We start from the raw sequence: 14,035 nt of genomic DNA on the forward strand, positions 1-14,035 counted from the left end.
AAAAACGATGCATCTCCCCATAAAGCCTTAAATTCTTTACAACATATCTTTTGTAGGCTCTCAAAGTACACCCATAATCTTTTAATTTAATACCGGTAATAAGAGATATTAAAAAATTAGCGATTCTTGAGGGTAAAACCTTAGTCAAAAAGGGATCTTTCCTTTCCTTTCTAAAACCAGTTATAACATCATAACCCTTTTCAAGTTCTTTTAATAAAATTTCAATATCTTCAGGATCGTTTTGTAAATCTGCGTCCATCGTTATTACAACATCTCCATTTGCCTCCTCAAAACCAGCGTATAACGCAAGTGTCTGTCCAAAATTTCTTATAAACCTTATTCCCTTAACCTTACTATCTTTTAACTTAAGCTTTTTTATAATCTCCCACGAATTATCCCTACTCCCATCATCCACAAATATTATTTCATAACTTTCAATAGATTCCCTATCTAAAAAGTCTTTCAATTTAGAATAGAGGGGCTCAAGATTTTCTTCTTCATTAAATACAGGTATAACAATAGATAAAAAAACCTCAGATTCCTTCATGACAATTGCAGTTTTTCTGGTGCCATTTTAAAAAGCTCTCTATACCATCTTCAAGAGAAGTAACAGGATTATAATTTAAAATCATCTTCGCTTTTTCTATATTAGCATAGGTTCTTTTAACATCACCCATCGGAAGTGGCTCTAAAACAATCTTTGCCTTTTTACCTAATAACCTCTCAATTATCTTAATAACTTTAAAAATTGAAACAGGTTTAGAGTTTCCTAAATTAATTATATCAAAGTCAAAATCTTTTAACTGGATTGCACTTATTATACCTTTGACAATATCGTCAATGTAGGTGTAATCCCTTTCTGTTTTCCCTTCACCAAAAACTCTTATTTCCTCACCTTTCAGTATTTTTTTTGTAAATAGGTGAATGGCCATATCTGGTCTTTGAGAAGGACCATAAACTGTAAAAAGTCTAAGTACTAAAACTTTTATTCCGTATAGTTTGTTATAGGTTTCGCAGAGAATTTCTGCAGCCCTTTTTGAATATCCATAGGGAGAAACTGGAACAATATTTTTGTCACTTTCAGAAAATTTTCCTCTCTTGTCTCCATAAACAGAAGAAGAAGAGGAAAAAATTAATTTTATTTTTTTATCCTTTATACACTCAAGTAAAGTTAAAGTTCCTTTGATATTAATCTCAATGTATTTAAAGGGATCTAAAATTGAGGCTCTCACGCCGGGTCGTGCTGCAAGATGCACCACTACCTCTGGCTCCTCCTCTAAAATAACTTTTCTTATAGTTTCCTTATCAAGAATATCAACCTCATAAAATTTAAAATTTTTAAAGCTAAGAATATTTTCAAGATTCTTTCTTTTTAAGGAAACATCATAGTAAGGATCAAAATTATCGATTCCTACTATATCATAACCAAGTTCAAGAGTTTTTAAGGCCAAGTTACTACCGATGAAACCGGCTACTCCAGTTATTATGACTTTCAAATTTAAGAATTATACTTAATCTTTAACTTAAATTTAAAATATGTTACATTTTACGAACACCTTTAAACCAATAAGAAAAATTTTCTTTTTCAGATGGGAGGGTCTAGGTGATCTTATTCTTGATACTCCGCTTTTTAGAATAATTAAAGAAAATTTAAAAGATACTGAATTAACTGTTATAACATCGCCTAAAAATAGGGAAATTCTTTTTTATAACCCTTTTGTTGACTATGTTTTACCCAAGAAAAGTCTTTTAGAATTATTGTTTAAAAAATGTGATCTTTTTATTGACATGATGGGGAATACAAGAACTTTCCTTTTATTTTTAATTTTAAGACCTCCATTACGATTAGGTTTTCAAAAGAAACTGCCCTTTTTGAATTTAAAAATTCCTTTTGTGGCAACCCCGGAATACACAATAAAACACAGACTAAAACTTCTGAAAATACTTAATATAAAAAATATTCCTGAAAACCCACTCCCTGAAACTTATCTGAGCAAAATGGAAGAAGAGAAGTTTAAAGTAAAATTTAAAGACATAATCAAATATGACTACGTAACAATTTTCCCCTACGCAAAGGGTAAAGTAAGAGATTTTAACGATAAGATTTATTCATACTTAAACGATAGACTAACAGAAAAAAATATAAAAGTTATTTTTATCTTTACACAAGAAGGAATAAAAAAATTTGAAAAAATAAGAAAACTTTGCAAGAGAGAACCTGACTACCTATATTCACCAAGTTTGAGAGAACTTATATTTCTTTTAAAGTATTCTAAGTTATACATAGGACCAGACACAGGGCCAAGACATATAGCAATTTCACAAAATACCAAAACTTTAACATTTTTTACTCATACAAACCCAATAAACTGGACCCCTAAAGGTTACGAAAACCATAGGTTTTTTACACCAGAAATAGATTGTCATCCCTGTGAGACAAAAAATCTAAACCTTTGCAAAAGAAAAGACTTTAAGTGCCTTTCACTTTTTGACCCTGAAAAAATTTTCGAAACCTCAATAGAATTATTAAAAAAATAAAAATTAAAAAGTAAAAAATATCGATTAAATTTCCGTACCTTACATAGAAAGTTTTATGATTAAAAATCTTTACTTCTGACACCAAAACACCTCTTTTGAAAAGTGGAATTTCCTTCAAAACTCTTCCCTTTTCATCAATTATACAACTTATTCCACTTCTTGCTGACCTTACAAGGTATCTTCTTGTCTCAACTGCCCTAAAAATTGCAAGATCTCTATGCACTCTTGGACCAAGCGATTTTCCAAACCACCCGTCACTTGTAATATTTACAAGTAAATTTGCTCCCTTTTTAACAGCCTCTCTTGAAATCTCAGTAAAAATTGATTCAAAGCAAATCGGGACAAAAACAGAAAAATCCTCGATTTTGAAAATTCTCAAATCCTTACCCCTAGAAAAGTCTCCCTCTCCAAAGTCAAGTTTCCTAAGTACTGGAAAGGTTTCATCAAAGGGTAGGGCCTCACCAAAGGGAGTAAGATGAGTTTTATGATAAAAATCTATAAGGTTTCCTTCCCTATCGGCTAAAAAAGCCGTATTAAATAACCTGTACTTTCTCCTTACAAGTTGAGCATCAGCATTTCCAAAAATTAAATAGGAACCAGTTTTCTTTACAAAATCCCTTACTATTTTAATAACATTAGTGTCAAATCTAGCAAATGACGGGATAGAGGACTCTGGAAATACAGATATTAAAGTACCAGTTATAGCAAGAGAATCATATATCTTTCTTGATATTAAAAATTCCTCATCTCTACTATAAACTAGGGGGATGTTTGGTTGATAGACTGAAACTGAAATTTTTCTAATAGGCTCTAAGTCTCTTTTTAAAAGAAAAAAACCAAAGAGTAAAGACAAAAAGAGAAAAAGAAAAGAGATAAGAATATATTTTTTTTCTGCCTTATAGAATAAAAAATTTATTAACACGATAAGGAAGGTTAGAAAAAAAGGACCGAAAAATTCTGTTAATTGAATGAGAGGTAAATTGTTCTTTTGAGTTAAAAAAAGAACAATCCAGGGAAAACCTATCTCTGTTTTTGACCTTATTATCTCAAGAATAGTATAACTAAGTGGAACCAAAATATAAGAAAAATTTTTATTAATAAACCTTTTCAAGAGAAAAGTAAATATACCGAAATAAATTCCATGAGCAATAAAAATTAAAAAAACACCGATTGTTATCCAAAAGTAAGCTTCCTTTTCTATTTCTCTTAAATTAAAGATCCAGTTTAATTGAAAAAAAGAAAAGATCGTTCCAAAGATAAAACCTGTCAAAAAAACTCTTTTTACATTTTTAATTAGTATAAAAAGAGGAACAAAAGCAACAAAGGCAAAAGGAAAAATATAAAAAGGGGGAAAGGAAAATAGCAATAAAAAAAGGGAGAGTAAGAAAAGTAGTATATTTTTAATGTCTAATTTTCTCAATAATTTCAAGAATTTTTATCGCGTCATCAATTTTAAACCTAGGACTTTCAATCTTATTTATTGAATTGACAAAATTCTCTAGTAACAAATCAAAGGAGAGTCTATAGAAACTTTTTTCTTCTGTAATCCTAGGTGTTATATCTATAAGATGACCAAAATGTTTTTGAATAATTTTAAAAGGCGTAAGGTAGGCATTACCCTTTTCACAATATACTTCAATTTGAAATTTGTCTTTATCTATAAAGGGATCCCACAAAACTTCTATTGATACACTTGAATTATTCTTAAGTTCTAAGTAAAGTGTACCTTCCCATTCAATTCCTGTACTTTCATTTTTTCTGAAAAACTTCAAAAAATTAAATGGTTCTGTTTTGAAGTAAAAATAGTATATTTCAAAGATGTGAATTAAAACTGAATGATAAATTGAACCAGCACAGTTGGGATCTTGTAACCAGTTTGGACCCGAAAATTCTATTCTTCTTCTTTTTATGAACTTTGTATGTATTATCTCTCCAAGAACTTTCTTCTCAAACACAATCTCTTTTATTTTTATTATATCTGGTCTAAAAGAGTAATTCATAGCTGGCATATAAATCCTGTTTGTATCGCTGATTTTTCTCTTTAATTCAAGTGCTTCCTCAAGTTTTAACGAAACAGGAAGCTCGCAGAGAGTATGTTTTCCATAAGTTATGGACGCAAGAGACATAGGATAATGGAGATGATTAGGAGTAGTTATTATAACAGCATCTACATTTTTATCTGACAAAAGGTCCTCAAAGTCAGTATAGATTACTTCTGCCTTATGTATTTCTTTTGCCTTATATAGTTTTGCCTCGTCTAAATCACATAAGGCATAAAGGTTTATTTTATCCTTTAATCTTTTTATTGAGGGTATATAGCCTATCTGTGCTATATGACCAACTCCAATTATTCCAAAATTTAACCTTTTACTCTCTTCCACTTCTCACCTCCTCCTCAATTAATTTAATTTTGCCCGATATTACTCTGCACTCATTTATACTACCCTCTATCTTTCTAATATTTAGATTAATTTCTTTAAGCTCTTCTATTAGTTCCTTTAGCACTTTTTCACCAGTTTCAGCCTCCTGCAGTTCCTCACCAATTGACCTTATAACCTCTGAAAGTCTTAACACTGAACTCTCAAGCAAAATCGGTATATTTTCGAGTTTATGTAAAAGTTCAATAGTATTCGAGAAAACTTCTTTTTCCCTACTCTCAGATTCTAAAAATTTTTCAAGACCTTTTTGAAGTAAACTCTCATACTCACCTATGTAATTTTTCGCCTTTTCTAGTACTTCACTAAATAAAACAAATTCGTGAGTTAATCTACTTATTACATTTTCTACAGACTGGGCAAGATTACCTATCTCTCCAGCAATAATTGAGAATCCCCTTGCCTCTTCTCCCAATCTTGCAGCCTCAATAGAAGCATTAAGTGAAAGAAGTCTTGTCTTACTTGCATAGTCTTTCATAAATTCAACAAAACCATGGATTTTCTCAATAATGGAAATAGAGGAAAGAATATTTTCTTTTAATCTCTTAAACTCTTCATTTAAACTATTAAGATTTTCCCCTAAACTCCTTAAAGAGAAAAAAATAGATTGAATATAAGATCTTCTTCCCTCGAAAAATGAAACAAAAGGTAAAAGTTCATCTTTTCCTTTTTCAAATTCCTGTGTTAAATTTTCAAGGATATCAAAATTTTTTCTTATTTTTTCAGAAATACTACTAAAAGACCCTCCTGATTGAGAAAGTGAAAAGTTAAATTTTGTAATTTGAGAATCAAGTTTATTTAAAATTTCATTGACCGATTTTAACTTCATCACAATTTCATCAGAAAAATAAGGTAATTCCCGTATATAAAGATAAATCCGAATTATTCTTTCTACTAATTTAGAAACCATATCAAATCTTTCTCTATCATCCTCCGAAAAATTATTCTCTATTTTTGACTCAAAAATAAGTAAACCACGTAATTTTTTATCCTTGTAAAACGAAATCAAATAGGCAGACAAAGTATCAGGAGAAAAGAATTCCTTTCTTTCTTCTACTTTCTTTATATAAATTCTTTCATTCTCTTTAATTAGATCAAAAATATCTTTTGAAAAAGTTTTCTCTAAATATTCTTTCTCATCTGCATAAACACATCTAATCTTTCCGTCCTCTTTTATAAAAATTTTCATATGATCAAAATCAACATATTCTCTTAAAAGGTCAAACATTTTACTGAGAAACCTCTCTAACGAAAATTCACGGCTCACAAGAGCTTCTATACGGTAAAGAATTGAAAGTTTATCTAAATTAAGATAATCTTTGAGAACTAATACACTTATAAAAAGAAGCAGCAAAACTAAAATAACCCCCAAAAAATTCTTACCTCTTATGAATTCATATAACAAAAAAGCTAAAGCTGTATAAAAAAATATGAGCCCTATCTCCCTTGCCAAAGTATAGAGATGAATTTTTAAATTTAATTTTTTCTTCACAAAAATAGGTAAATAGAAAAAAACTGGATATAAAATAGGGGAAAAAGCTAAAAAAATAAACGTGTTTATCTTTAGTACAGGTATTTCTATGTATCTTATTAAACTTAAAAAAAGGGCTCCTAAAAGATAAGAAAGGGAAGTATAAGTTATATTTAAAAAGTTCTCTTTAAGAACAAAGAGACCAAAAAGAAAAACCCCGAAAAAGGAAGCTATTGACCCCGAAATGGGAGAAATATAAGAAAAAAGCAATGCAACTGCTGGACAAAAGGAAAAAAAATAAAAATGCCTTAACGGAAATCTAAAAAATCTTAATAAAAATACAACAATAAAAGTAATAAGAAAAATAGGTAAAGAAAAAACACTCTCCCCCCTTAAACTTAAAAAAGAAAAATGCAAGAAAACAAATAAAATCGAAAACCCAATGTAAAGGTAAATAAAAGAAATCATAGTTTTATTTTAAAACAACCATATTTAAGTTTTCTAATCCATAAGTCTAATTAAAAGGTTTAAATCTTCCTCATTTTTAACAAAAAGACCTATGTTACCGAGTCTTACATTCTTTAAGCCTACTTCTTTTACAACCTTATAGGCTTCAAGCATTTCATCTAAAGTAGGACTTCTCAGATTTTTTAATTTATAGGCTCCAAAGAAAGCTAAAATAGTAAAGGGGATATTTGGCTCTACCTTTACAAGGTGCTCTGCAACCTTTTTTATCTCGTCAGTCTCAACCCATCCAGGTATATATAAAGTTAAAACTTCAAGAGTAAAACCCCTTCTTAAGATTTCTTCTGGAAGTCTTAATATTAAATCGTTTTCACAACCAGTAAGCTTTTTGTGTATTTCACTACTAAATGCCTTAATATCAAGCCAAAATGCGTCAATTCCATATTCTTTAAATAAATCTAAATTCTTTGGTGTTAAACCATAACCGTTTGTTTCAAATAAAACCCATAAATTTAAATTTAAATCTTTTATCTTTTCTGCAGTTTGTAAGTACCAATCAGGATTACAGGCAAGATCTCCACCAGTAAAGGCCACAATATTTCTTGCAGGACCAAAACCCTGGGGCGATAAAAGGACCTGCTCTTTTTCTAACTTACCTGGACAAATGGAAGACCTCTTTCCACTTAATACACACATTCCACAATTTTTGCAGAGATCATCAGAGTGAAAGGCTGTAGCTCTCTCTTTCGGTTCATAAACATTAACTATCTTTACATAATCCTTAACAACTTCAACTACATCATCAGGTGACATCCACTTACCATTTTTATACTTTGTAAATTCAAAGGAATGACACTTTAAACAAGAAAAATTACAACCTGACTGGTAAATTGAAAGATAATCTTCAGGACGAGAAAGCTGTATAGATTTTATTAAACGATAAGGTTTACCATTTTCCCACTTTAGGGTCACTTTACAAGCAACATCCTGTAAATAACTTAGTGTGTAAAGATTTTCAGGTTTATAATAGGTCAAACAACTTCCCCTTTTGTAACCCTGCTCTATCATTTTGCAATAATTAACTTCTTTTTCTTTTCTCACTTAAATTTAACTAAAAAATTTTCCACAGGAGGGACATTTATAAAAAACTTTTCTTTTTTGTGTGATTTTAAAGGAGTAGGAAAATGAACAATAGGGACAAGCTTTTTTTTCAGGCTCATATGGTGAGGCAAAATCACATTCTGGATATCTCGAACAACCATAAAAAAATTTTTTACCTTTTCTTTTTACTAAATAACCACTTTTACATTTTGGACACAAAAACTCCTCTTTAAATAAATCTCTCTTATATTCACACTTTGGAAAATTAGAACAAGAAAAGAACTTTCCGTATCTTCCCCATTTTATAACAATTTTACTACCACACCTTGGACAAAGCTCTTCTGTCTCTTGTTGTAGATGAGTTTTTTTTACGCTTAAAAAATCAGTCTCGATTTTGTCTATTAATTTACTGAATTCACTCCAAAATAACTCTAAAAATCTCTTTCTTTCTAAGTTACCTTCCTCTATCTCATCAAGGTATTCTTCCATTTTCCTTGTAAAATCAACGTTGAAAATTTCTGGAAATTCAGATACAAGTATATCACAAACTTTTTTACCTAGTTCAGTTGGGAAAAGTGTTTTTCCAACTTTTTCCACATAATTTCTCTGATATAAAATCTCAATAATAGGAGCGTATGTGGAAGGTCTTCCAATACCTAATTTCTCAAGAGTTTTAACAAGATCCGCTTCAGTGTATCTTGGAGGTGGCTGTGTTTGCTTTTCAACTATTTCTACATCTTTTATAGAAAGTACCTCATTTTCTAAGATATCAGGAAGTTCAATCTCATCCGCCTCTTTTCTGAGAATTCTCATAAATCCGTCAAAAATAACTTTTTTACCTTTAATCTCCCCCTCTATCTCCTCATTTCCGAATATTATTTTTTTATCTTCAAATTTAGCGTTTTCAGAAAAAGCCGCAAGTGTTCTAAGATAAATCAACTCATAAAGTTTAAATTCATCTTCCTTTAAATAATCTCTAAGATTTTCAGGTAAAAAACTTATTTTTGTTGGTCTTATACATTCGTGAGCACCCTGAATCCTCTTACTTTCCTTAAATTTTCTCTCTTTTTTCCTCACGTACTCTTCTCCAAAGAGCTCCTTTATCTTTTGTTTAATCTCTGGAATTACTTTTTCACTTATCCTTACAGAATCTGTTCTATGATAGGTTATAAGCCCCATTCTTCCCTCAGGTGTTTCTAAACCTTCAAAGAGCGTTTGAGCAATTTTCATGGTTTTTCCTGGGGAAAAAGAAAGTATCTTAGAAGCTGACTCTTGCAACGTACTTGTTTTAAAGGGTTCAGGCGGTGTTTTTTCCTTAATTTTTGTCTTTATTTCTAAAACTCTAATTAAAGAATTAAGAATTTTTTCCTTTATTTCCTCTGCAAGAGCTATTTCTTTTATTTTACTTACATCTTCACCCTTATATTTTTTAATTTCGCCCTTAAATTCCTTTCCATCTTTTGCGAAGGTAACTACTATTGTGAAGTATTTCTGAGGTACAAAATTTTCTATTTCCCTTTCCCTTTCTACTATAATTCTCAATGCAACAGTTTGAACCCTTCCGGCTGAAAGTCCTCCTTTTATTAACTTCCATAGAATTGGTGAAACTTTATATCCAACTATTCTATCGAGGATTCTTCGTGAAAACTGTGATTCAACCTTGTTTAAACTTATTTCAGTAGGATTTTCAATTGCCTTTTTTATCTCCTCCTCTGTTATTTCGTAGAATAAAACTCTTTTAGCATCATCCCTTTTTACCTCCTCTTTGATGTGGAAACATATAGCTTCACCCTCTCTATCAGGATCACAACCTAAAAATACCTTTTCAGCATCCTTCGTTTCTTCCTTAAGTTTTTCAATTATTTTTCTTTTTTCCTCTATGATTACAAAATGGGGTTCAAAACCGTTTTCTATGTTAACTCCAAATTCATCTTCTGGCAAGTCTTTGATGTGACCATATGACGCAAGAACCTTAAATTCGCCCTTTAAGTATTTTTCTATGGTTTTTGCCTTTGAGGGAGACTCCACAATAAGAACTTTTTTACCCTTCATTTAGTTACTAAAAGAAAAAATATAGTCATCAAAAGTAAAATAAGACCATTAACAAATATTATTTTGGCAGGATAAATATATTCTGCAAGTATTCCGAAAATATAAGATAAGATAAGGAATAAGCTATTTACAAGTAGCTCCTTGCTTGCAAATATTCTTCCTCTTAGCCCTTTTGGCACATTTTCATGAAGGATTGTATCTTGAAAGATTGTTACTGATGAGAGTATGAATCCACCGAGAAAAGAAAAGATTCCGATATATAAAAATCTTTTTAAAAAAGAAAAGAAGATGAGTAAAAAAGAAAGTATCAAAAAAGAGTATTTAATAACAGCTTTTCTATCTAATTTATCGCCAAAGGAGCCTAATAAAAAAGCACCTGAAACCATGCCAAGAGCTGTCAACGCTCCAAGTTTTCCAATACCTGTAGTTCCGTATCCGAGAAATTGCTGAACCAGGATTACGATTAATACATATACGTTAGCACCGATGAAAACTAAGAAAAAGAGGGAAAAAAGCACAAAAGAAACATTTTTATCTTTTAAAATTAAAACTAGGGCTTCTTTTAGATCAGCTATTGCTCTTTGAAAGTAATTTTTTTCCTCTTCAATTATAAGTCTTTTAAGATCTTCCCCTTTTAATTTTCTTTCATCAGGTATTACCAGAAAAGCTAAGAGTAAACCTGAAATTAAAAAGGTAAGAGCATCTATGTAAAAACCAGCTTGCCAGCCTTCTATACCAAAGTTTTTCCATATCTCCCAGTCAACAATCAGTCCTCCAGCAAAAAGCCCAATAACTGTAGCAAGTCTTCCTGTTAAAGTTGCAACTGAATTGGCTGCCAAAATCTCATCTTTAGATTTAAGCAAACTGGGTATAATTGCCATTTTTGTCGCGTTGTAAAGAACACCTATTAGAAAAACAAAGAAGACGATAATATACATTGGAAATATGTGTCCGAAGGATAAAACTGCAAGGGGAATCATAAAGACTAAAAGGCCTCTTAGAAAATCACCTAACACAAGGATCATCTTTCTATTTACTCTGTCAGCTATTATTCCTGCAATTGGACCAAATATTACACCTGGTATTGTGAAGAAAAATGCAAGATGAGAAAAGGCAACCGAATGTCCGAAGGCCTTAGCTTTTAAAAGAGCTATTAAAGAAATATGATCCAGTTTATCTCCGATAAGAGATATAGTTTGGGCAAGAGAATATAGGAAAAAGTTTCTATTTTTTATAACTCCTACTATACCTTTATTTTTCAATTTTTACTTTCTCCTTAACTTCAAAATAGTAAGATTCGATTTCGTCAACGATTTTATCCCATGAAAATTTTTCCACTGCCTTTTTTCTTCCGTTTTCTCCCATTTTTACCCTTAAATCTTCGTTTTTTAAAAGATAAATAATTTTATCGGCTAACATTTCTGGATCTTCAGGTTTAGTTAGGAAACCTTCTTTACCGTCTTCAACTACAAACCTATAGCCTTCTATATCTGAGGCAACTATAGGGACTGATGAGGCCATTGCTTCAAGGAGAACTATACCAAAAGACTCGTATCCTATAGCTGGGGAACAAAAAACATGAGAGCTTGCATAAATTTTTGGCAGTTCTTCAAAGGATACTCTTCCTAAAAAAGTAACGTTATCCTTTAAATAAATTTTAGATTTTTGTTTTTCTATACCAAGGAGCGGACCTGTGCCAACAGCAACAAGATGGGCATCCTTAACTTCTTTAATTACTTTACGGAAAGCCTTTCTTAAATATTTAAAACCTTTTCTTTTTTCAAATCTACCTACAAAAAGTACAATCTTTTTATTTTTGGGCAATAGGTTATAACCTTTTTTTGATGGATTGAATCTATTGACATCGACTCCATTAGGAATTATTCTATAGTCGCCCCCAAAGTGTCTTTTAATTGAATCTCTTGCGGTAGGGGAAACAGCTATTTTACCATGAATTTTCTCAAAAACTTTAATTAAATATCCCTTAAATATCTCGTATAACTTTAAGGGATCATGTGTTGCATGAAACGTGGAAAAATTATGAGTGTTTGAATACTTTAGTGAGTAGTAGGGCATAAATGGTGCAATTGGTCCGTGAGTGTGAATAATATCAAAATTTCCATTAACAATTAAATCTTTTATTTTTTTGATCCCCCTAGCTGTGATAGTTATTCTACCAACTGATTTATTGAAAAATATAGGAATAGATCTTCCTATCCTTATTACATTTTCCTCATCTTTGTAATCAGGAAATTTTTCTTTACTATATCCACTTGTCAGTATGTAAACCTCATGTCCCCTTTTTTCAAGTTCTTTTCTTAAATGGTATATATGTTCGGATATACCTCCAAGGTATGGGTAATAAATATCAGAAGCAATTAGAATCTTAAGTTTTTTCATTATTTATTTCTCTAAACTTTTTTATCCCCTCTAAGAAAATATTTAATGCGAGTTCCAACTTAGAGGAGTTTAAAACAAAGGCTATTCTTACCTCTGTTTCGCCTTTGCCTTTTGTAACATAGAAGCCATTTCCTGGAGCTACCATAGTTGTTTTCTTATCAATCTCGAATTCATTTAAAAGAAAACATGTGAACTTGTCACTGTTTATACCTTTTAGGTCAACCATAGTATAAAAGGCTCCCTGTGGCTCGAAGGTGAAGATAAGATCTGAATTTAAAAGGATTTTCATAGCCTTTTCTATTCTTCTCTCATATTCTTTCTTTGCCTCTTCAATAAATTTATCTTCCTTATTTATGACTTCGGTACAAGCGTACTGTTCAATAATAGGAGCTGAAAGTCTTGCTTGCAAAAGTTTCAAAATATTTTCTCTTAAAACTTTGTTTCTTGTCACAATACACCCAATTCTCGCACCACAGAGTGAGTATCTCTTTGATACTGAATCAGCTACAATTCCAAAATCAGCTGCTTCTTCAAATTCCAAAATGGAGTAATGTTTATTACCATGATATACAAATTCTCTATAAACTTCATCGGCTATTATAAATAGTTTATATCTCTTAGCAAGTCTTATAAGCATTTCTATTTCTTCTTTTGAATATACTTTACCAGTAGGGTTGTTAGGATTTGCGTAAACAATAGCTCTTGTTCTTGAATTTATGTATTTTTTAATTTCTTTTTCTGATGGTAGTTTAAAGTTATCCTTTATGGAAGTAGGTATTGGAACAAGTTTAACACCTGCAATTCTTGCAAAGGTATTGTAATTTGTATAAAAGGGTTCAAAAACAATTATTTCTTTTCCTTCATCAGCAACACTAAAAAAAGAAAATATTAGAGCTTCACTACCAGCAATTGTTATCATCACATCCTCAGGAGAGATATTATAGCCTCTTCTTCTGTAATAGTTATACCAGGCTTCTTTAAGTTCAGGTATACCATCTGAGGGCCCGTAACCAATTACTTCTTTGTCAAACTCCCTTATTGCCTTAAAGAAGGTTTCAGGAGCTTTTATATCGGGTTCACCAATGTTTAAATGAAAAACTTCAATTCCTCTTTTTTTTGCCTCAATTGCATATGGATAGAATTTTCTTATGGGAGAATATTGAGCTAATCGAACTCTCCTTGATATTCTCATCATAATAATTTAAAGGGCGCAGGAATTGAACCATTATAAAGATTTTAAATGCTTTTTAAGTGACTCAATTTTATCAGTTGGTTTAACTTCTTTATCCCTTCTTTCATCAATTTTGATAATAGTTGAAACTCTCTTTGCTCCCATTTTAAACATTTCCTCTTGCATCTCAATTATTGCCTCAAAAACTCTATGTTTATCTCCATAGAGGATAGTAAACATAGGATCAGTCGTATGTTCTATATCAGTGTATTTTTCAAGAACTTTTATAGCTTTCGCAACAAACTCAGATAAGGAAGTTGACCCAGTACCAATTGGGGTAATACTTACAGCCGCAATTATTTTTTTCATATAAAGATTATAATCCTAAAAGATTAACTTAGT

The 14,035-nt window shown here is 31.0% G+C and carries 12 protein-coding genes; 1 reads left to right on the forward strand and 11 read right to left on the reverse strand.

All coding sequences use genetic code 11. The annotated features are described in order from the left end of the window. Both ABDH49_06340 and ABDH49_06345 read right to left on the reverse strand, forming a co-directional pair. On the reverse strand, positions 1 to 547 hold a 547-nt coding region (locus ABDH49_06340), incomplete at its 3' end, for a glycosyltransferase family 2 protein (protein ID MEN3046581.1). Beyond that, positions 534 to 1,496 (reverse strand): NAD-dependent epimerase/dehydratase family protein, encoded by a 963-nt coding sequence (locus ABDH49_06345; GenBank protein MEN3046582.1) that lies wholly within the window; start codon positions 1,494 to 1,496, stop codon positions 534 to 536. The genes ABDH49_06340 and ABDH49_06345, both read right to left, overlap by 14 nt. 40 nt (positions 1,497 to 1,536) lie before the next feature. On the opposite strand from ABDH49_06345, the gene ABDH49_06350 reads away from it, so the two are divergent. Further along, entirely contained in the window at positions 1,537 to 2,538 is a 1,002-nt protein-coding gene (locus ABDH49_06350; protein ID MEN3046583.1) for a glycosyltransferase family 9 protein, read from the forward strand. Here ABDH49_06350 and lnt read toward each other — a convergent pair. Genes lnt through ABDH49_06395 form a run of 9 tightly spaced genes read right to left on the reverse strand, consistent with a single transcriptional unit; the run spans position 2,471 to position 14,002 of the window. Further along, the gene (gene lnt / locus ABDH49_06355) at positions 2,471 to 3,958 is read right to left on the reverse strand and encodes an apolipoprotein N-acyltransferase (protein ID MEN3046584.1); all 1,488 of its coding nucleotides are present in this window, start codon (positions 3,956 to 3,958) and stop codon (positions 2,471 to 2,473) included. The two genes, ABDH49_06350 and lnt, sit on opposite strands and share 68 nt — an antisense overlap. Next, entirely contained in the window at positions 3,939 to 4,919 is a 981-nt protein-coding gene (locus ABDH49_06360) for a Gfo/Idh/MocA family oxidoreductase (GenBank protein MEN3046585.1), read from the reverse strand. The genes lnt and ABDH49_06360 overlap by 20 nt, the downstream gene beginning before the upstream one ends. After that, complete coding sequence (locus ABDH49_06365) at positions 4,906 to 6,912, reverse strand: methyl-accepting chemotaxis protein (protein ID MEN3046586.1); 2,007 nt, start codon at positions 6,910 to 6,912, stop codon at positions 4,906 to 4,908. The genes ABDH49_06360 and ABDH49_06365 overlap by 14 nt, the downstream gene beginning before the upstream one ends. 33 nt (positions 6,913 to 6,945) lie before the next feature. Continuing rightward, positions 6,946 to 7,977: a radical SAM protein gene (locus tag ABDH49_06370; GenBank protein ID MEN3046587.1), complete on the reverse strand. Its 1,032-nt coding sequence runs from the start codon at positions 7,975 to 7,977 to the stop codon at positions 6,946 to 6,948. A gap of 39 nt (positions 7,978 to 8,016) precedes the next feature. Then, positions 8,017 to 10,062, reverse strand: coding sequence for a type I DNA topoisomerase (gene topA, locus ABDH49_06375; protein ID MEN3046588.1), 2,046 nt, complete (start codon positions 10,060 to 10,062; stop codon positions 8,017 to 8,019). Then, the gene (locus ABDH49_06380) at positions 10,059 to 11,324 is read right to left on the reverse strand and encodes an MFS transporter (GenBank protein ID MEN3046589.1); all 1,266 of its coding nucleotides are present in this window, start codon (positions 11,322 to 11,324) and stop codon (positions 10,059 to 10,061) included. The genes topA and ABDH49_06380 overlap by 4 nt, the downstream gene beginning before the upstream one ends. Then, positions 11,314 to 12,462, reverse strand: coding sequence for a glycosyltransferase family 4 protein (locus tag ABDH49_06385; GenBank protein ID MEN3046590.1), 1,149 nt, complete (start codon positions 12,460 to 12,462; stop codon positions 11,314 to 11,316). The genes ABDH49_06380 and ABDH49_06385 overlap by 11 nt, the downstream gene beginning before the upstream one ends. Next, complete coding sequence (locus ABDH49_06390) at positions 12,449 to 13,657, reverse strand: pyridoxal phosphate-dependent aminotransferase (protein ID MEN3046591.1); 1,209 nt, start codon at positions 13,655 to 13,657, stop codon at positions 12,449 to 12,451. Before ABDH49_06390 ends, ABDH49_06385 begins: the two co-directional genes overlap by 14 nt. A 30-nt stretch (positions 13,658 to 13,687) precedes the next feature. Next, positions 13,688 to 14,002 carry an MTH1187 family thiamine-binding protein gene (locus ABDH49_06395; GenBank protein MEN3046592.1) on the reverse strand — a complete coding sequence of 105 codons (315 nt, stop codon included), beginning with the start codon at positions 14,000 to 14,002 and terminating at the stop codon, positions 13,688 to 13,690. Positions 14,003 to 14,035 lie beyond the last annotated feature (33 nt).

This window comes from Candidatus Hydrothermales bacterium (assembly GCA_039630235.1).
Lineage (GTDB): Bacteria > Hydrothermota > Hydrothermia > Hydrothermales > JAJRUZ01 > JBCNVI01.

Bases quoted from the DNA above. Each gene is read 5' to 3' on its own strand.
- ABDH49_06350 (MEN3046583.1), top strand. From the start codon at position 1,537: ATGTTACATTTTACGAACACCTTTAAACCAATAAGAAAAATTTTCTTT.
- ABDH49_06365 (MEN3046586.1), bottom strand. From the start codon at position 6,912: ATGATTTCTTTTATTTACCTTTACATTGGGTTTTCGATTTTATTTGTT.
- ABDH49_06370 (MEN3046587.1), bottom strand. From the start codon at position 7,977: ATGATAGAGCAGGGTTACAAAAGGGGAAGTTGTTTGACCTATTATAAA.
- topA (MEN3046588.1), bottom strand. From the start codon at position 10,062: ATGAAGGGTAAAAAAGTTCTTATTGTGGAGTCTCCCTCAAAGGCAAAA.
- ABDH49_06385 (MEN3046590.1), bottom strand. From the start codon at position 12,462: ATGAAAAAACTTAAGATTCTAATTGCTTCTGATATTTATTACCCATAC.
- ABDH49_06390 (MEN3046591.1), bottom strand. From the start codon at position 13,657: ATGATGAGAATATCAAGGAGAGTTCGATTAGCTCAATATTCTCCCATA.
- ABDH49_06395 (MEN3046592.1), bottom strand. From the start codon at position 14,002: ATGAAAAAAATAATTGCGGCTGTAAGTATTACCCCAATTGGTACTGGG.